The organism is Halobacteriovorax sp. XZX-3 (assembly GCF_043196495.1).
Classification (GTDB): Bacteria; Bdellovibrionota; Bacteriovoracia; order Bacteriovoracales; family Bacteriovoracaceae; genus Halobacteriovorax_A.
Genome location: NZ_JBEBMO010000001.1, coordinates 203,888 through 221,245, shown reverse-complemented (window position 1 = coordinate 221,245; position 17,358 = coordinate 203,888). Strand labels below are relative to the sequence as shown.

20 protein-coding genes are annotated in these 17,358 nt (G+C 36.9%); 7 read left to right on the top strand and 13 right to left on the bottom strand.

Annotated features, from left to right (window positions below; translation table 11 throughout):
- A complete protein-coding gene (locus ABMA70_RS01050; protein WP_103217145.1) occupies positions 1–876 on the bottom strand; it encodes a hypothetical protein in 876 nt (291 codons plus the stop codon).
- A 196-nt stretch (positions 877–1,072) separates the two neighbouring features.
- Between ABMA70_RS01050 and ABMA70_RS01045 the strand changes: the two genes are divergently transcribed.
- Positions 1,073–1,321, top strand: a complete 249-nt coding sequence (locus ABMA70_RS01045) for a hypothetical protein (RefSeq protein ID WP_146037789.1) — start codon at positions 1,073–1,075, stop codon at positions 1,319–1,321.
- A 3-nt stretch (positions 1,322–1,324) separates the two neighbouring features.
- Here ABMA70_RS01045 and ABMA70_RS01040 read toward each other — a convergent pair whose 3' ends face one another.
- Together ABMA70_RS01040 and ABMA70_RS01035 are read right to left on the bottom strand one after the other, a co-directional pair.
- On the bottom strand, positions 1,325–2,461 hold the full coding sequence (locus ABMA70_RS01040; RefSeq protein WP_103217143.1) for a CpaF family protein: 1,137 nt from the start codon (positions 2,459–2,461) through the stop codon (positions 1,325–1,327).
- Between the two features lie 30 nt (positions 2,462–2,491).
- Positions 2,492–2,947, bottom strand: coding sequence for a cupredoxin domain-containing protein (locus ABMA70_RS01035; RefSeq protein ID WP_103217142.1), 456 nt, complete (start codon positions 2,945–2,947; stop codon positions 2,492–2,494).
- Positions 2,948–3,156: 209 nt separating this feature from the next.
- On the opposite strand from ABMA70_RS01035, the gene ABMA70_RS01030 reads away from it, so the two are divergent.
- Positions 3,157–3,567 (top strand): response regulator, encoded by a 411-nt coding sequence (locus ABMA70_RS01030; protein WP_103217141.1) that lies wholly within the window; start codon positions 3,157–3,159, stop codon positions 3,565–3,567.
- Here ABMA70_RS01030 and ABMA70_RS01025 read toward each other — a convergent pair.
- Entirely contained in the window at positions 3,554–4,039 is a 486-nt protein-coding gene (locus ABMA70_RS01025; protein WP_392992073.1) for an Hsp20/alpha crystallin family protein, read from the bottom strand. The genes ABMA70_RS01030 and ABMA70_RS01025 overlap by 14 nt on opposite strands.
- Before the next feature lie 225 nt (positions 4,040–4,264).
- Here ABMA70_RS01025 and ABMA70_RS01020 point away from each other — a divergent pair, with 225 nt between their 5' ends.
- Positions 4,265–5,155 carry an ImmA/IrrE family metallo-endopeptidase gene (locus ABMA70_RS01020; RefSeq protein ID WP_103217139.1) on the top strand — a complete coding sequence of 297 codons (891 nt, stop codon included), beginning with the start codon at positions 4,265–4,267 and terminating at the stop codon, positions 5,153–5,155.
- Positions 5,156–5,225: 70 nt separating this feature from the next.
- On the opposite strand, the gene ABMA70_RS01015 is transcribed toward ABMA70_RS01020, so the two are convergent.
- The 8 genes from ABMA70_RS01015 to ABMA70_RS00980 form a co-directional block, all read right to left on the bottom strand.
- The gene (locus ABMA70_RS01015; protein ID WP_392992075.1) at positions 5,226–7,643 is read right to left on the bottom strand and encodes a hypothetical protein; all 2,418 of its coding nucleotides are present in this window, start codon (positions 7,641–7,643) and stop codon (positions 5,226–5,228) included.
- A gap of 28 nt (positions 7,644–7,671) precedes the next feature.
- Positions 7,672–9,462, bottom strand: a complete 1,791-nt coding sequence (locus ABMA70_RS01010) for a hypothetical protein (RefSeq protein ID WP_392992077.1) — start codon at positions 9,460–9,462, stop codon at positions 7,672–7,674.
- A 188-nt stretch (positions 9,463–9,650) separates the two neighbouring features.
- Positions 9,651–10,607 carry an isopenicillin N synthase family oxygenase gene (locus ABMA70_RS01005; RefSeq protein ID WP_103217136.1) on the bottom strand — a complete coding sequence of 319 codons (957 nt, stop codon included), beginning with the start codon at positions 10,605–10,607 and terminating at the stop codon, positions 9,651–9,653.
- A 166-nt stretch (positions 10,608–10,773) separates the two neighbouring features.
- Positions 10,774–11,406, bottom strand: a complete 633-nt coding sequence (locus tag ABMA70_RS01000; RefSeq protein ID WP_392992080.1) for a YggS family pyridoxal phosphate-dependent enzyme — start codon at positions 11,404–11,406, stop codon at positions 10,774–10,776.
- Positions 11,403–11,726, bottom strand: coding sequence for a hypothetical protein (locus ABMA70_RS00995; protein ID WP_103217134.1), 324 nt, complete (start codon positions 11,724–11,726; stop codon positions 11,403–11,405). Before ABMA70_RS00995 ends, ABMA70_RS01000 begins: the two co-directional genes overlap by 4 nt.
- A gap of 10 nt (positions 11,727–11,736) precedes the next feature.
- Complete coding sequence (locus ABMA70_RS00990; protein ID WP_103217133.1) at positions 11,737–12,165, bottom strand: type II toxin-antitoxin system RatA family toxin; 429 nt, start codon at positions 12,163–12,165, stop codon at positions 11,737–11,739.
- 32 nt (positions 12,166–12,197) lie between these two features.
- On the bottom strand, positions 12,198–13,151 hold the full coding sequence (gene glpX / locus ABMA70_RS00985) for a class II fructose-bisphosphatase (RefSeq protein ID WP_103217132.1): 954 nt from the start codon (positions 13,149–13,151) through the stop codon (positions 12,198–12,200).
- A 115-nt stretch (positions 13,152–13,266) separates the two neighbouring features.
- Positions 13,267–13,986: a PilZ domain-containing protein gene (locus ABMA70_RS00980; RefSeq protein ID WP_103217131.1), complete on the bottom strand. Its 720-nt coding sequence runs from the start codon at positions 13,984–13,986 to the stop codon at positions 13,267–13,269.
- A 126-nt stretch (positions 13,987–14,112) separates the two neighbouring features.
- Here ABMA70_RS00980 and pgsA point away from each other — a divergent pair, with 126 nt between their 5' ends.
- The 4 genes from pgsA (at position 14,113) to ABMA70_RS00960 (ending at position 16,999) form a co-directional block, all read left to right on the top strand.
- Entirely contained in the window at positions 14,113–14,760 is a 648-nt protein-coding gene (gene pgsA, locus ABMA70_RS00975) for a CDP-diacylglycerol--glycerol-3-phosphate 3-phosphatidyltransferase (RefSeq protein WP_392992083.1), read from the top strand.
- 15 nt (positions 14,761–14,775) lie between these two features.
- Entirely contained in the window at positions 14,776–15,981 is a 1,206-nt protein-coding gene (serB, locus tag ABMA70_RS00970; protein ID WP_103217129.1) for a phosphoserine phosphatase SerB, read from the top strand.
- 93 nt (positions 15,982–16,074) lie between these two features.
- Positions 16,075–16,419 (top strand): aspartate 1-decarboxylase, encoded by a 345-nt coding sequence (gene panD, locus ABMA70_RS00965; protein ID WP_021267374.1) that lies wholly within the window; start codon positions 16,075–16,077, stop codon positions 16,417–16,419.
- 28 nt (positions 16,420–16,447) lie between these two features.
- Positions 16,448–16,999 carry a leucine-rich repeat domain-containing protein gene (locus ABMA70_RS00960; RefSeq protein WP_392992085.1) on the top strand — a complete coding sequence of 184 codons (552 nt, stop codon included), beginning with the start codon at positions 16,448–16,450 and terminating at the stop codon, positions 16,997–16,999.
- Here ABMA70_RS00960 and ABMA70_RS00955 read toward each other — a convergent pair.
- On the bottom strand, positions 16,996–17,355 hold the full coding sequence (locus tag ABMA70_RS00955) for a Crp/Fnr family transcriptional regulator (RefSeq protein WP_103217127.1): 360 nt from the start codon (positions 17,353–17,355) through the stop codon (positions 16,996–16,998). The genes ABMA70_RS00960 and ABMA70_RS00955 overlap by 4 nt on opposite strands.
- Between the last annotated feature and the right edge of the window lie 3 nt (positions 17,356–17,358).

Genomic DNA, 17,358 nt, shown 5'->3' with positions numbered 1-17,358 from the left:
TTAGTTAAGCTTTGAATTAAGCTTTGTTAGGAAGTCCCTTGCACTTGATGTTGCAATCGCAGTGTACTGGTACGAATCAAGAATTTCTGATTGAACATCTTTTTTAAGAGCGTAAAGCTTCTTTAGATCAACACCCTTAGGCTTACCTTCCGATAATTTATTAAGCTGCTTATTGATTGAACGAAGTTCTCCAATATATGCATTAATATCAATTTCAGAACCAAAATTATTCAAATTCTTAGTAGAGTTAATAAGGATCTCTGAAAGATTTGAAGTCTTCTTCTTTTCATTCTTTAGTGTAGCAATAACATCATATTTACCACGACAATTTGTGATACGCCCTTTTAGTGAAGGACAGTTAAATGCAAGGTTTTTAATCTCATAACTAACTTTTGTATTATCGCGAAATCCAATTTTTGCAATAACACGATTAAGATTTGCAATAATATCTTTCTTTAGTATTTTTGCCGCCTGATTTTTATCAAGGCCAAGTCCGTTATTTTTAAGCTTTGTTAAAACCGCCGCCTTATCATTGGCAGATTCAATATTTACTAAGTTATTTTTTTCTAACTTTATGTGAACAAGAGAATTCTTTTCAACTAAAAGAGATTCATCAATTGCAACTTCTAGTGTTTCTGTTGCAGATTTCTTATTTAGGCCAACTTTAAGATTTGGTTTTTCAATTCGAGTAAAAGCAAGTTCTTTATATTGTCCCTGCCCATAATTTTTAAGAGTGTAGATCTGCTCAGACTTAAGCTGAAAGCGAATAGAATCAATATCATCTTGAATTGTTTCTAGTGCAAAAACATTTGCAGATAGAGCAATCGCTGTCATCACAAGAGTTGATTTGATGAATGAAGTAGTTCTATTTCTCATTTAATTTTTCCCTCAAAAATAAAATTAAGCTATTTGACGCCTTCAATAATATCAGCAGAAATGACTTTATTGGGCCTAGTTGAAAAATAGTAATGCCATGTTCATTTTCTATGCACCAAATTTTAGACAACACAACAGGAATCTACGTAGTTTAAATTTTATTGCTTTTTACTCTAATGTAATTACAATTAATTATATGAAAATAGACGTGGATATTGACAAGTTTTCAGGGGGTTACAAGGTAACATTCCCCCTATCTGAATTCAATGACTTAAGTGATTTTAAGATGAGCATCGCTATCATCAAGGTTTTTAGCGCTGATATGGAGCTTGAGCCAGAACTTGAAGTGGATGATATCAAGGAAATCGTCGACAAGACTAAAGAGCTAGATCAGAACCGATTTATCGTTGAAATCTATGAGGATGGTATCGAAGTTGATATCTAATAATTAAGCGACCTTTTTCTTAACCATATCCTTCACCCAATCTGGGGCAAGGAAATTAGATTTTGGAAATGGTAGCTTATGGACAACGATATCTTCAAAGAAAGTTGGTACATAATTACACGGCACCATCTCTCCTATATACTTACCAGTTTGCGGATCCTTGCCAGTTTGAACCCAGCGAAAGATATCGCGAACAATATAATTCCCATTATTATCGACACCTAATACTTCTGAAATATGCGACGTACGACGTCCCCCATCATGATAACGACTACACTGAACAACAATTTGCAGAGCACTCCCAACCATTTTCCTAACAGCATCTGGTGGAATTTTTGTATCACCCATAAGGCAAAGTGTCTCAAGACGAGTACAGGCATCAATTGGGTTATTGGCGTGAACAGTTCCCATTGAACCATCGTGACCAGTATTCATAACTTGAACAAGATCCAGGGCCTCATCTCCACGAACCTCCCCAACAATAATTCTATCAGGGCGAAGCCTCATGGCAGAAATAACGAGATCACGAATTGAAACTTCCTCAATCCCCTTTAACTCATCCGCCTTTCTCGTTTCAAAATTTACGACGTGTTCGGCATCAACTTGTAGTTCTGCCGCATCTTCGATAATGATGAGACGTTGTGTTTTAGGAATTCTTCCCCCTAAAACGTTTAGCATCGTCGTCTTTCCAGAACCCGTACCACCAGATACAAGAACATTCTTTCCAAGATAAACGCATATATCCAGAAACCTTGCGGCCACATCAGACATAGAACCAAATGAGATAAGGTCCTTAAGAGTTAGACTTTCCTTAGAAAATTTACGAATGGCCACTGTCGTTCCATTCTTTGCCATTGGAGGTAGTACCACGTGAATACGTGAACCATCTGGCAGACGCGCATCTAGGCGCGGGTTATCTTCATCAATTGTTCGATTTACCGATTGAGCAATGGCACGCATTGCAGAGATAAGTGATGATTCGTCTTCGAATTGATTTGGAACTTTAAAAACGAGACCTTTCTTTTCAACAAAAATTTCATGGGGCCCATTAATCATAACTTCGGAAACACCTTCATCTTCCAAAAGGTCGCCTATTGGATAAAGTAAATTCTTAATCGCATCGTTAAATACCGAAGACATAATCCCTCACAATCAATCTCTAAATATAAATCAGTCGTCTTTTGGACGCCAAACACGCACTCGCTCACTTTCACGAGATGCGATTTCTCTTTTTTGCTCGTCTTTTTTTGCCTTCTCTCGTGGATGTTCAATAACAGTTAAAATTCCACTGATTTGTCCTGACGGGCAGTAAAATTTGAAGCGTCCAGGCGTATCAAGAAAAACTGAAGCTTCCCTAACTTCACCAGTCTTGGCCTCAACATATACTTCGTGCTCTTTTAATATTAGACAACTAGGCTGCTTTGTCGCTGATGTAACATAAAGGTTTAACTTCTCACCAACGAAGGCCGTAACCTTTGAAGGAAAAAAACCTTTATCTGTAGCGATAATCGACAGATCTCTCTTAGGAATCTCAAATTCCTCTTTCTTATGAAAGTAAGTCTCCTGGATGCCAAAGGCAAAGGATGTAATAATCAATGTCAATAACGTCACAACGAAGCTTTTCATAAATTATTTATCGGTATCTTATAGTGGATACTTTAGTCGTCTACTCAAATTTAGCCGACTACTTTGCTCGTTATTTCAGTAGTTTAGTAACATTAACAAATATTATAGATTAATTTAGTTATAAAAAATAATGTGACGAATTAAAATAAGCTCATATTGTTTATAATTTTGAATCAACGCTGCATTTGTAACTGATAAGGAAATCACCTATGAAAGCTCTCATCATTGACGACAAAAGAACAATATCAGAATCCCTTAAGTCACTAATTGCAAGCAGTGGCTATTTTGCAAATGTATCAATGGCCTCAAATGGAGTCGATGCCTGTCAGATGATTAAAAATGATAATTATGATCTCATTGTGATCGACTTAAATCTCCCAGAAATGGGTGGCCAAGAAGTATTACAATATATTGAACGACTCTATCACCTCGAAGAAAAGCAACGTGAGAAATATCCACATATCATGCTCATTTCGGGAGATATCGATGTCGACAAGATTCATGATGCTTCAAAGATAAATGTAGAAGAAGTTCTGACAAAGCCATTTAACGCCCAGGACTTCAATCATAAGCTCTACGCAATTCTCGAAAACTTAAATGGAGAAATTATAGCTGCTTAGATTTCTTTAAAGGCCTAAAGTCCATGACGATATTACCATCCTTCATACTCATCTTAACTGAAGTCGAGTCAAGATTAGCTCTTAATGGGATACTCTGTGAAAAAGATGATTTTGAAATACCATTTGGCGATTTAATGACCTTTTGACCACTAATAACTATAATGTTTTCTTTCACTTCGACATTGACTTCATCATCTTTAGAAATTTTGATAACGAGAGTGTCAGCATCCTGCCAAAAGTATTCCACCATATTCACATGACGATTGAAGCGATCAGGAAGTCCTTTGATCTGGCCTAACTTCTGCAATCGCTCAAACATCTTTTGAATCTCGGCATCAAAGCTATCCCCTGCTTGCATCTGCTTAAACATCTCATCACGCATTTGTGTGATTTGATCAACCAGTGGATCATTAGTTTGGCCATAACTTACAACTGAAAGTAGAAAAAAAGTGATACAAATTATCTTCTTCATAATGCTAAAACTTTATCATAATTTTAATGACTTAACCAAAGAGTGGTGAAAAACTTTAACACATTCACAATGCAGCACAGCATCTAGAAACCAACAAAATCTTACATTAAGGCCCAAATCAAAAAAAGACTTTTACATAGTGTAAAAAATTCAGAAAAATCATATCTACGCTAAACCAGAAAAAGAATTGGCAAATCAATAATATACTTTTCAGGGAGGACTGATTTGAAAAAAGGAATTTTAGCTCTACTACTTGCATGTGTATCGACTTTTTCTTTCGCATGTGACGAGCACGGAACAACAGGAATCGTAGAAGACAACAACCTATGGATTCCTTCAAATGTTAAAAGTATCAACACAATTTCAGAAGGTGAGTTCAACTCAATCATTGATAAGATTGAAGCGATCTATGCACCGATTATCGCTGCTAAAGGTAAAACTTTAGAAATCGAAAGAAAATGGGAAGATGGAACTGTTAACGCATACGCTCAGCAAATTGGTAACACTTGGCGTGTTAGTATGTTTGGTGGTCTTGCAAGACACGAAACAATCACAAGAGACGGATTTGCAACTGTTGTATGTCACGAGCTTGGTCACCACCTAGGTGGAGCACCTAAGAAAGCTAGCTGGTGGGGATCTTCATGGGCTTCAAACGAAGGTCAAGCTGATTACTTCGCTACTTCTAAGTGTCTAAGAAAGTTCATGGAAAACGATGATAACGCTTCAATCATGAGCGAAGTTGAAGTTCCAGCTGTAGCAGTTAAGAACTGTGAGAAAAACTTTGTTAACGAAAACGAATATGCAATGTGTCTAAGAGGTTCAATGGCAGGTATGTCACTAGCTAACCTTTTCAGAGCACTAAGAAGCATGACTTCTGAGCTTAAGTTTGACACTCCAGATCCAGCTGTAGTTTCTAAAACTAATGACAACCACCCAGCACCACAGTGTCGTCTAGATACTTACTACCAAGGTGCTCTATGTACTGTTGACGCTTACACAGATGTAGATCAAAACGATGCAAACATCGGTACTTGTAACAGAACTGAAAACTTCACAACTGGACTAAGACCACTATGTTGGTTCAAACCAGGTCAAGCTGTAGTTGAAGCACAATAATTAAAAATTAAATTATTGAAAATAAAGAGGCCCGCAAGATGCGGGCCTTTCTTATTTAATGGACTATGAATTAGTCTTTCTTACGATCTTTCTTTGAACGAGTCTCAAGATCACCGTTGAATACTTTTAATTGATTGATGTAATCTTTGTATCCAAAAGTCGAGTCATATAAAGCTTCTAGTTCTTGAGCTAGTACTTTATATGTTTCTTTTGCTTCTTCATTAAGCTTACCAGCAGCTGAAGATGCCTTGTATTCTTTCTGTAGAGCACCGATCATTGTATTAGCAACTTTTGCGTTGTTATCCCAATCAGTTTTAATTTCTCTTTCAGTAGCAGTTAAGATGATAGAGATTAAAGTTTCAACTCTATCTTCTTTATACCCATCATCACCGTAGTTAGTTGTTGAGTTTGTAAGGATTGAGTTGAAGTAATCCGCAACGGACTTATCAAAGTTCACATTATCAAAAGAAGCACTACGTGTATTCATGATTCTTCCACCAACTTTTGATGTTACCTTACCAGAAAGCCCATTATTGATAATGAATAATGGATCAACTCCTGTAACACGAACAGGAACTCTCTTTGACTCACCTGCTTTTAGAGCTGTTGTTGTAGCTGTATAAGTCTTACCATCATTCATTGCTACAGAGATATCAACAGAAGCTGAAGTTTCTGAGTTTGAAGGGTTTTTAACAGTTACGTATACTGTTGCGTCCCCAGCTACTACAGAGTTAATCTGAGTTTGTGCATGGTAAACTGGTGCTACATCTAAGATTTCGATAGTTTTGCTATCTGTACTCTTAAGTTCGTAAACCTTCTTGATATCGCTTCCATCAATACTTACTGTAAGTCTTGCTGAATCAAATACATTTAGGTTATTTGAAAGCTTACCTTGAGCTTTTGCTGAAGTGTGAGTAAAGTTCAATGAAGCTGGAGCAGTTACGTACTCTGAGCGACTTGAACCTGATTCAAATGAAGCTGAATCAAGAGAAACTTTAATATTTCCAGACTTAAGACCTAAGTTTCTTAAACCTAATACAGACTTAAGTGACTCACCTCTTGTAAAGATTCCATTTCCGTCACCAGAAAGATCGAAACCAGTGATCTCTACCATTGGGTTATTTACAAAGTAATCGAAATTCTTATTCCAAGAAGCTACAAATAGGTTTTCGTATTCTTTAGCAAATGAAGTTGCCGACTGTGCCTTATAAACTTCATCATAAGCTTGTTGTTTCGCAAGGTCACGTGCAACGATTAGACCTACGGCCTTCCCAGAATCTTCTCCAAGGTTGCGTGCCATTGTATGTGTTGATACGAAGGCCTTACCAAAGTGCTCTTTTGCAAGATTTCTATAAGACTCAGCAAATGCGTCAGCATATACGGCCTTTAGGTCTTTAGCAGACTTTCCAGAAACAGTACGGTAGCGAGTTTCAAAGATTGGACGATTTAAGTCATCAACTTGCTTATAAACGATATTTCCGTTTGCATCTCTTTTTACTACTTTGCGTCCTGTTGGCTGTCCATCAGCACCGATCTCATCGATTTCAACAGCTACACTTTTTTGGTGATATCCAATTCTTTGCTGATATGCTTCTTTAACATCTTGGATATTACGGTAAGCAATTGCTTCTTGTTCATCAGATGCTTGAAACTTATTCCATGCGCGAGTTGTTGACTTCCAACCATAGTCTTTGAAGTTATACTCTCCGTATGCAGAGAATAGATCCCACATTGAAACAGTGTGTAGACCTTTATCGAATAGAATAGGTGTTGAAGAACACTTATCTGCTAAACTTGATCTAAGACCAAATTGTCTAGCAACAGCACGAGCGTGAATTCTCTTAGAGATTGCAGATGAAGAAGAAACCCACCCAGCGTTAATTACATCACTAAATGATCCACCTTTCCCATCTCTTGCATAACCATCATCAAAACCTTCAAAACGTGGAACTTTAAGAACATTAGAATAATCTTTTGATGGAGCTGTTACAGTTTGAGAAGCATCATCTCTTACATTATCTCTAAAACGTGAGATGATTTCAGATTCTGTTGAATAACGTGAATCCTTTGCGGCCTTATCTTTACCAAGTGCTACAGCGTTTTCAATTGTCACACCTTTAAGAGCACGTTGCTCGTCTCTTAAGATATCAACCGACGGGTTTGAAGTCACATTAAACCCACGATATAGACCTTGTTGATAACCATCAACACAACCTAAATGTGTCCCTTCTCCAGCGGCATACACAGCGGCCATGCGTTGAGCAGACTGAACTCCACGCTCACACATTTGAGTGTGTTCTTTATCCATATTTGGATCATCATAAACTTTCTTACAAACAGTTTTAGAAATATTACTTAGGTTCTCCGGTGTATAAATACCATCTAAAGAAATCCCTTCGATTGAAGAATTGTAATAACCCGCGATAACAGCAGGTGCTTGCGTCATCAAGAACGCGGCAACTAGAAGTTTTTGTTTTTTGTTGTTCATTCTCTTCTCTCCTTTTTCGTTTTTATTCTTACTTTGTTTCAAAATTAATAACGTCATAGTTCAAATTTAATTCGTTATCCATTATATTTTTCTTAATTAATTCATTTAACGTATTCTTCGCATGAGTGCTTATCGCAGGGTTTTGCGAATTTAAGTCTCTCAATACCTGATCCTTTAAATGGTGGGCATTGATATAATGTGGATACTTAAGTTTTCTTCTTTCCACTTCACAAATAACATCAGTCTTGTAAGAGTCATAAAGATTATCTGGTGTCTGCAATCCTTCTGGAGGATAAATAATCTGAATAAGATTTCTAACTATTGGAATCTGGTTCCAATTTGAAGTTATGACATTTCCAAATGCCCAATTCACAAAGTCAGAACAAACACCTAGCTTTGAATAATCCTCTTTATTTTCAACTTTCTTTAATGCCTTCTCTTTGGTACGAGTCATCTTCTTTGCACTCTTTTCATTAACTCGAAGCCATGCAAAATTTGTGCGATAATCATCATAAGTATCGCAGCCATCAGAATGACACTTGCGATATCCCTTCTTTATCTCGAGAAAAGGAGGCATTTTATCTTCCTCTTCCTTTCCCCAATTAAAGCTAAGAGGGTAAAATCCCATCGTATTTATACGCGTATCACGCTCTATTTCTGTAATGATCTCAGCGTGTCTAAACTCTAGACTTCGATCATTAAACTTTAAAAACTCGACAAGCTTGATGGCCCCTGAAGTTCGAGGACTAAAGTCTTCAAAAAGATCGATATCACTTTCTAGTGATCTTCTAAGGAGAATATTTCCTGGCCCGCCAAGTAGTGAGCATACTTGGGTAGCACGATAATACTTAAACTCCATCTCTTTAAGACCAAGCGTTGGATCAAGCTCAATCACTACTAATCTCTTATTTAAGCTTTTAGCTTCTAAAGAAAATAAGTTGAACGTCTTATATACACGAGATAAAAGTACGCGCGCATTTTTTGTATTTGTCTTTGTAAGATTTACTAGCTGTCTAGTCTGTGACACTAACTGTGTAAGCTTTGCAAACTGTGCTCCATCATTGATATCAAATTCTTCGAGAAGCTCTTCTACTTCCTTTAAGATCTTCTTATATTTGATATAGTCATAGGATTCGGCAGTATATGGACGACGATATTCTTTTCTTGGCCCATGATTCCTTTTAATAAACAGTGAAAGATGATCAATCATTCTAGTTAGTGAAATCTCTAATTCATCTTGTGCATTATAGAAGTCACCTAGTAATTCTTCTTTTTGCTTAAGGAACTCTTCCTGCTTTTGATATACCCTTGCAACCTCTCTAAGTGGTTTTGAAATTTGAATATAAATATCTTCTTCTTTTAACATTTCTGCTAAATTAAGCGCTGATGCTGAAATTTGAGAGATAAGAATCTTACGAGAAGATGGGAGCTTCTCGTATCCCTTTGTCTTAGAAAATGTTGGGATAAGCTTATCTAAGTATTGAATGAACTCGAGTGTTTCTTTATAGGCAAGCTCATCTGTGTACTCACCTTCTTTATCTGTGCCTAGTTGGCCCTTCTTTAAAACTCTCTTGTGAAACTTTCTAATAGCAGAATGAATATTCTCATATTGGTAATAGGCTTCTGTATATCCATTTCGCTGATATTCTGAATTATGGATTTTGGCCATATTTCTTAAGCGAACAAGAATCTTAGAAGATGCCCTCTTCATTGATAAAATTTCACGATTAAATTGCGTTGAAGCAGATGCTAGGATCGTGAAATTGAATACAAGAATAGTGACGAACTTGATTAAAGTCGATTTCTTTAGGTTTTGCATGGCAATTAATATGCAAAAAAAGTGCCACCCATTTTGATTAAATTATAAGCATTTAGAGTTTAGAAAGTGTTCAGAATTTAGACAAATAGACATTTAATCAACAAATAAAAAAGGCCCCACTATTGCGAGGCCTTTACATTCTTATTATTCGTAGTGTTGTTGTTCTGGTTCCCCAGTATTTATTAAAATTACTTAATTAGACCAATTTCTCTTAGTCTTTGATTTAGGAAATCTCCAGCTGTGATATCTTCCCACTTCTTGCCTTCTCCTACACAGCTTTCTAAACAAGCTAGAGATGCTTTTGAGTGCGGGTGCACAAAGTATGGCATAGAGTATCTTTCTTCACCAGAATTGTCTGGGTTGATTACTCTGTGAGTAGTTGCAGGAAGTACATTATTCGTAAGCCTTGCCATCATATCTCCAGAATCAACAACAAGTTGTCCTGGTTTAGAATCTACATCTAGCCAAGTTCCATCACGATCTAAAAGCTGTAAACCTGATGAAGTTGCACCAACAAGCATTGTGATAAGGTTGATATCCTCGTGTGCACCGGCCCTAATTGAGTTAGTTGTATCGTGACCAGTTGTTGGCGGGTAGTGAATCGTTCTTAGAATTGAATTTCCATCATTAACCATATCTGCAAAGAAGCCTTGTGGTACGTCTAGCCCTTTTCCAATTGCTTCTAAAAGAACATTTGCAGTAGCATCCATAGATTCATAGAGAGAAAGAAATTTTTCTTTAAAGCCAGGAACTTCTGCAGGCCAAATATTTTCAGGATAAACCCCTTTGTATTGTGATGTCGCTGCAAGCTCACGCCCAACGTGCCAAAACTCTTTTAGGTCTGGGTGCTTGCTATCTTTTGCGTGCTCCATTCCAAATGGAGTGTAGCCACGTTGACCACCGTTTTGTCCTTGGTAGTTAAGCTTAGTTTCCACAGGTAGAGAGAAGAATTTCTTTACCATATCATATGCTTCATCAACTTTATTTTGATCAACAGTGTGATTATCTAGAATGATAAAACCGTATTCTTTTAGGCCGTACATTAAGTCGTCGACAAATTTAATCTGATCAGCAGTCGAGCCTTCAGTGTAAGAAGTAAGGCTTAATTCTGGAACTCTTCTTTCATTATTATTTGCAGTACTCATAATGACTCTCCATTTTTGATGTCGATTTATTTTAGTAGATAAAAATTTATTACAGTGCGCATAAATTAAAGTCAATAATGACAATTATAAGTCACGACTAATACACAGTGCAATTACATATAGTTAGAAAGGTATTTTGAGAAATTAGATAGTAAGGATACAATAATTATGCCTTAAAAATAGCACTTCCTACACGAATACAATCACTGCCTAATGCAAGAGCACAGGCCATATCACCGCTCATTCCCATTGAAAGCTTTAGCTCTTTATCGACAGCATCACGAATTTCTACTAACTTTTTAAAGCTATCACGAGGAGCAGCTCCATTAGCAGCGGCCATGGTCATAAGGCCCACGATATGAATATTGCTAAGTTCTTTGGCCTCGTCGATAAAATTTCTAACAGAGTCACGATCCCAAAGGCCGCCTTTTTGTTCTTCACCACTAGTGTTAACTTGAATATAAAACTCGCAAGGAGACTGAAGCTTTTCATTGAAAAGGCGCATATGCTTTAAGCTATCAAGAGATTGAATACATTTTAAATTTGGAACCTGACAAATTTTTGAAATTTTATTTGATTGGATATGACCAATGAAGTGCCATCTAATATCATGAAAACCTAATTCATGTGCCTTTTGGGCCTTAGGTATAAGTGACTCAATACGATTCTCACCAAAGTCTCTATGTCCTAATTCGTAAACAGTTATGATATCTTCAAACTCACTATACTTGGTTACCGCCAAGAGTTTATTCTTGTCACCAACTTGAGTAAGAATTTTTTGATAATTTTCAGAAATCATTTTTCAGATTTTTTCTCTTTCTTCTTAAAACTTACAGTAACTTCATAATCCTCAAGTATTGATTCTACAATTGTTTTAGGATCAACATTCTTTAGGTAACTACGAAGTTCTTCTCGAACAGAAATGACAAAATCCTCTTTTGTCTTTTTAGCGTTTGTCATAAGTCCAGATACAATATCTTTTGGCAAAGGCAGATCATCTAGAACCTTCTTTACAGATTCTTCTGTCATAAAAGCTGCCCCAATGCCAATTGAGACAACTTTCTTTATCGTATCACCTAAAATTCCATCTGACTTATCTGTTTTCTTAGACTCGCTCATAATCGACTCACTAGTTCTTTGCGCGCTCGTAGAAGCTTTTCATCATAGAAGGCAGTGATGTTTCAGTAAGCTTATTTACGATCATCTTAGCGCCTGGGATAAATCCTTTGACTTCGATCTCTAAACTATATGTTACTTCAGTTTTACCTTCACCAAGATCTTTTAAATCCCATCCACCGTCGTTAACTTTAAATAAATCACCTTTCTTGAATGTCCAAGCAACCTTATTAGGACGGCTCATTTCCATATCAAGTTGGTAATTTAATTTTTTAATCATATCGATTGAGTATTCAACAACACCACTTGCTTCAGTCATATCATGAACTTTAATTTCATTCACACCAAGAACAAATTCTGGGTAAGATTCAAAGTCAACAATAACGTCATATAGTTTATTAATATCAATATCAAAAACTTCAGTGCGGCTTGCCTTTGCCATAATCAACTTCCTTGTAATTATTATTTAAAAAATTAGTAGCGTGGTTTTGTATCAAATCTATGTTCAGCAACGATTCTTCTAATCGTTCCCGACTGACTTCTCATAACGATTGATTCAGTAATCGCACCCCATGACTTGAATTTTACACCATTTAAAAAACTTCCATCTGTAACACCTGTTGCACAGAACATTACATTTCCAGAAGCCAGCTCATCGATTGTGTAGATCTTATTGATATCATCAATTCCCATTGTTTTAGCACGAGCGATTTCTTCATCATTTCTTGGCTTAAGTCTTCCTTGAAAATCTCCACCAATACAACGAAGGGCCGCTGCAGCGATTACACCTTCAGGTGCACCACCTGTCCCAAAAAGGATATCGATACCACTATCTGGCTCACTACAAGCAATTGCAGCAGAAACATCACCGTCACCAATTAATTGGATACGAGCACCAGCGTCTCTTACCTGTCTAATTAATTCTTCGTGGCGAGGGCGATCTAAAATAACAGCAGTAAGATCTTGAATACGACACTTCTTTGCCTCAGCAAGTCTTTTTAAGTTCTCGGCAGGAGTATCATCAATATTGATAAGACCTTTTCCTTCAGGACCTACAGCGATTTTTTCCATATAAGTATCAGGAGCATTTAGGAAATTACCTTTTTCAGCAATGGCCATTACTGCGATTGAGTTCCAACCACCATTTGCACATACTGTCGTTCCCTCTAAAGGATCTAGAGCAATATCAAGCTCTGGGCCATTGCCCGAACCAACCTTTTCGCCAATGTAGAGCATCGGTGCCTCATCGCGCTCACCTTCACCAATAACAACAGTTGCATTACACTCAACAGAGTCTAGCATTGTTCTCATGGCATCAACTGCTGCTTGGTCTGCGGCCTTTTCATCACCACGTCCCATTAGCCTAGCTGAGCTAATAGCGGCCATTTCAGTAACTCTTACAAATTCTAAAGCGAGGTTTCTATTCATTATCAATCCTTTTAATTCAAAACATTTAGCATTATTTTAAGGAGATAAACCTCAATTGAAAAGCTTCGTTTTGAAATAAATGAATTAAACTAACGATTAAGCGCTTAAGGTTATATTAACCAATAACTTTTCGCGTTAGAAACTCAAGATCACCTTCGGAAATAAGACTCTTTGGAACGTGGGCAACAAGTTCACGTGCAAAGTCTAAACGATCCTGATCGACTGGAGTATCAATAAGGAATTCAAATTCTTCTTCGTGCGTTAATGGCTTGTCAGAGCTTCTAACATTAAGAACTTTTCCTGTCTGAATCCCTTCGCCATCAGTCCACTCTAGAATAGAGTCCATCATAAGGATTTGAATTTTTGAAATTTCACCATCTCTGTGGTGCCATATGAAAATCTCAAATGGCCCATCACAACGAAGCCAAGTCTTAAGTCCCACAGGAAGCTCAAGCTGCTCATCATATTCGTGAATTGGTCTAAGATTTTTTGAAACATTAGCAACTGATAGAAAGTTTAAAAGCGTCTTGTCAAAGATATCATCTTTAATGAACTCAATTCCAAGATTGTCTTTTTCAACTCTTCTTACAATACATTTTACTTTTACTTTTTGGTCATACCAGTGAATCTCTCCAGAGAATTTATCTTCCATCTGCGCGCCTAAATCACCATCACTAAGTGTTAGACTCATTCCACCATATGAAATATCTCGAACTTGATAATTTTTCGAATTATCTTCTCTTTTAAAAACTAAGTAACTAAAAGGAAAACGTGGAAACACACGCTTTTCAATAGATTGGTGACCTGTTTTAATAAGATTGAGATGCTTTTTCATAGCTCGAGTTATCCTTTTATTCGATTTAAGTAATTTATGTTAATTATTATAGACGTTTATGGGCCGAAGGTTTAAAGTTTAATAAATAGGAAAAATCTTCATTGAGTAAATATGTCGGAAAATAAAATGCAAAACTCACATAATACTGTCTCACAAAAGGAAATTCTCAGTGAATGGGAAATCGATAATCTCCCCAATCGCCTTACAATTTTCCGAGTTGCACTCATCCCCGTTATTTGCCTGACCCTTTACCTCTGTTTATTCGAAGAAAATATTTTTAAGGCCACAGTTAAAACACTTGGCTATATTGCGGCATGGACATTTGTCCTCGCATCATTCACAGACTTTCTAGATGGCTATATAGCTCGCAAAAGAAATATCGTTACTGTATTTGGCTCATTTCTTGATCCAATTGCAGATAAGTTCCTTGTTGTCTCATCTCTTATTCTTTTACAGGCCCTCGATCGCGTCAACGTGATTGTTGTCATTGTTTTAGTTCTGCGTGAAATGTATATGACAGCGCTTCGTCTACTTGCGATGGAAAAAGGCCTAAAAGTAAGTGTTAACCAACTTGGAAAATGGAAGACAACACTTCAGATGATGGCCATTCCAATGCTTATGGCCTGGGATAAACCATTTGGTTTCTCATTCCCATTAGTAGGGACAATACTTATTTACCTTTCGTTCGTATTTTCTGTTTTTTCGGCCCTAGTTTATACCTTCGGCTTATTTAAGAAGATTTCAGAAGTAAGAAAAGAGCGAAAGCAAAAATAAATAGAAGGATCAGCCATGCCAAATAGCTTAGAAAACGGAATAAAAGAAATCATTATCACCGTATCAGGACAAGACCGTCCAGGTATTACAGCTGGCCTCATGAAAGTTATCAGTGAGAACAATACTGATATAACTGATATCAACCAAGCAATTACACATAACTTATTGTCGCTATCTTTTGTTATTAAGATGAGTGAGAAGAAAGGTGAAAATCAAAATGTTCTTAAAGAACTACTTTTCACGGCCCATGAAATGGGACTCAAACTTGAGTATTCGATTGTAAGTGCAGAGACAACTTATAAAACTCCTTATAATAGCTTTATCTTAAATTGTGTTGCGCCAAAGAAGATCTCTGCAAATTTTATCGCTGATGTTGCCCAATGCTTAGCACATAACGATATTAACATTTACCGAATTGATAATGTATCAAAAGAAGGCTTTAACTCTCTTGAGGTTCTAACTGACGTACCTGAGAAAGTTGGCTTAAATAAGGTAAAGTCCGATCTACTTAATATAAGCAATCGTCATCATACAGATATTGCTTTCATCCGTGATGACGTCTTTAGACGCTCGAAAAGACTTATCGTCTTTGATATGGACTCAACACTAATTCAGGCCGAGGTCATTGATGAGCTTGCAAAGGTGCACGGAATAGGGGCCAAGGTTTCAGAAATCACAGAAAGAGCAATGAATGGTGAGATTGATTTTAATCAATCTCTCATTGAACGCGTCTCACATTTAAAAGGCTTAAGCGAGAAGACACTACAAGATATTTCTTTAAATCTGCCTCTTACAGATGGTGTTGAAGACTTTATTCGCACAGTAAAGAAATATGGATACAAAGTTGCTGTCATCTCTGGTGGTTTCACTTACTTTGCTAATTACCTAAAAGAGAAATTAGACCTCGATTATGCGTTTGCTAATGAACTTGAAATTGAGGGTGGCGAGCTCACTGGGCGTGTAAAAGGAACAATTATTAACGCTGACCAGAAGGCCGTTCTTGTTAACCTTATTGCTCAACAAGAAAATATTTCACTTGAACAAGTTGTTGCTATTGGGGACGGTGCAAATGATCTTCCAATGCTAGCGCAGGCCGGCCTAGGGATCGCCTTCCATGCAAAAGACATCGTGCGTAAAAATGCTCAAAATCACATGAGTCACGGACCAATGACATCTATCTTGTACTTCCTAGGTATTCCAGGGCCAGATTCAAAACAATAAGTATTGTGATTGTTAGAAATTTTATAGGTGAACTAGTTAACAAAACCTTAATTTTTCATTGGCGGGCCAAGACTAATTTGATAAAAAGCTCTTATGCGTGAAATGTTACAATCAAAAATTCACAAGGCCGTGGTTACACAGGCCGACTTAAATTACATCGGTTCAATTACGATTGATGAAGAGTTACTTGAGCTTGTCGATTTATGGCCAGGACAAAAAGTTCTTATCGTCTCTAATACGAATGGAGCGCGCTTAGAAACTTATGTTATCAAAGGCGAACGCGGTTCAGGAGAGATTTGTCTAAATGGTGCTGCCGCTCATCTTATAAATGTGGGCCACGAAGTTATCATTATTGGTTTTCAAATGACTGACCAAAAAGATATTAGACCAAAACAGATCTTAGTCGATAAGAATAATAAATTTATTCAATACCTCTAATTTTTTTAGCTATGCTACAATAGTAGTTATGTTACTAAAGCTAAGTAAGAAGCATGACCTCTTTGAGGCCAGCAAAAATATTGATAATTACTTATCCGTAGAAAATCTCGAATTCTCACTTAAGCACTCGTGTCACATCATAATCGACTGTGCAAAACTATCGTCTTTAAGAAAGCTATATATCTACGCCCAAGCTCAGTGCAAACTTACACTGAGTAATGCTCAACATCTTGAAATCTTAAAGCTCAAGGGAGTATGCAACTTACAAGAGCTAGCAGGAAGTCATCTTAAAAACTTAAAAATACTCCAATTAGCAAATTGCAATCTTACAATACTTCCTAATTGGTGCGTGGAACAAAGCAAGCTTGAAAGCCTTGAACTACAAAACAATCAACTAACAACTCTTCCTAATGAATTTGAGTGGCTCAAAGAACTTAGACGCTTAAATATCGATAACAACAAATTTGAGCAAGTGCCACGAGTCCTTGCAACAATAGAGAAGCTACACCACCTTTCATGTGACAATAATGAAATCACTGATGAAAATCTTTATGATTTTAGAAGACTCAAAAATAGCTAAACTTCTGGCCTAATACGACTTGATGCTTTTCGGATTCGATCAATTAAAGTTTCTAATAAATTTCTAAACCACTTAGGTTGCTTACTTAAATAAGCTTCAAATTTAACTGAAGGGATGACTATTAGCCTTGAGTTTGTCAGTGCCTTGATCGTGGCACAACGTGGGCCTCGATCAAAGAAACTCATCTCACCAACTAACTCTCCAGGAAAGATCGTTCCAATCTTAACCTCTTGGTCATTTCTAACTTTATAGACCCCAAGAGTTCCCTCTTCGAGGATATAGATTTCTGTACTCTCATCACCTTCACGAATAAGATATTGATTAGCATTAATGAATAAATTAGTTGGGCTACTCATATC

What these genes read in the sequence shown, in the direction of transcription:
- ABMA70_RS00990 (WP_103217133.1), bottom strand. Translation starts at nt 12,165, where the DNA reads ATGGCAAAGGCAAGCCGCACTGAAGTTTTTGATATTGATATTAATAAA.
- ABMA70_RS01015 (WP_392992075.1), bottom strand. Translation starts at nt 7,643, where the DNA reads ATGAACAACAAAAAACAAAAACTTCTAGTTGCCGCGTTCTTGATGACG.
- ABMA70_RS01005 (WP_103217136.1), bottom strand. Translation starts at nt 10,607, where the DNA reads ATGAGTACTGCAAATAATAATGAAAGAAGAGTTCCAGAATTAAGCCTT.
- serB (WP_103217129.1), top strand. Translation starts at nt 14,776, where the DNA reads ATGCCAAATAGCTTAGAAAACGGAATAAAAGAAATCATTATCACCGTA.
- glpX (WP_103217132.1), bottom strand. Translation starts at nt 13,151, where the DNA reads ATGAATAGAAACCTCGCTTTAGAATTTGTAAGAGTTACTGAAATGGCC.
- ABMA70_RS01010 (WP_392992077.1), bottom strand. Translation starts at nt 9,462, where the DNA reads ATGCAAAACCTAAAGAAATCGACTTTAATCAAGTTCGTCACTATTCTT.
- ABMA70_RS01040 (WP_103217143.1), bottom strand. Translation starts at nt 2,461, where the DNA reads ATGTCTTCGGTATTTAACGATGCGATTAAGAATTTACTTTATCCAATA.
- pgsA (WP_392992083.1), top strand. Translation starts at nt 14,113, where the DNA reads ATGCAAAACTCACATAATACTGTCTCACAAAAGGAAATTCTCAGTGAA.
- ABMA70_RS01030 (WP_103217141.1), top strand. Translation starts at nt 3,157, where the DNA reads ATGAAAGCTCTCATCATTGACGACAAAAGAACAATATCAGAATCCCTT.
- ABMA70_RS00960 (WP_392992085.1), top strand. Translation starts at nt 16,448, where the DNA reads ATGTTACTAAAGCTAAGTAAGAAGCATGACCTCTTTGAGGCCAGCAAA.
- ABMA70_RS01045 (WP_146037789.1), top strand. Translation starts at nt 1,073, where the DNA reads ATGAAAATAGACGTGGATATTGACAAGTTTTCAGGGGGTTACAAGGTA.
- ABMA70_RS00980 (WP_103217131.1), bottom strand. Translation starts at nt 13,986, where the DNA reads ATGAAAAAGCATCTCAATCTTATTAAAACAGGTCACCAATCTATTGAA.
- ABMA70_RS01025 (WP_392992073.1), bottom strand. Translation starts at nt 4,039, where the DNA reads ATGAAGAAGATAATTTGTATCACTTTTTTTCTACTTTCAGTTGTAAGT.
- ABMA70_RS00955 (WP_103217127.1), bottom strand. Translation starts at nt 17,355, where the DNA reads ATGAGTAGCCCAACTAATTTATTCATTAATGCTAATCAATATCTTATT.
- ABMA70_RS00995 (WP_103217134.1), bottom strand. Translation starts at nt 11,726, where the DNA reads ATGAGCGAGTCTAAGAAAACAGATAAGTCAGATGGAATTTTAGGTGAT.
- panD (WP_021267374.1), top strand. Translation starts at nt 16,075, where the DNA reads ATGCGTGAAATGTTACAATCAAAAATTCACAAGGCCGTGGTTACACAG.
- ABMA70_RS01035 (WP_103217142.1), bottom strand. Translation starts at nt 2,947, where the DNA reads ATGAAAAGCTTCGTTGTGACGTTATTGACATTGATTATTACATCCTTT.
- ABMA70_RS01050 (WP_103217145.1), bottom strand. Translation starts at nt 876, where the DNA reads ATGAGAAATAGAACTACTTCATTCATCAAATCAACTCTTGTGATGACA.
- ABMA70_RS01000 (WP_392992080.1), bottom strand. Translation starts at nt 11,406, where the DNA reads ATGATTTCTGAAAATTATCAAAAAATTCTTACTCAAGTTGGTGACAAG.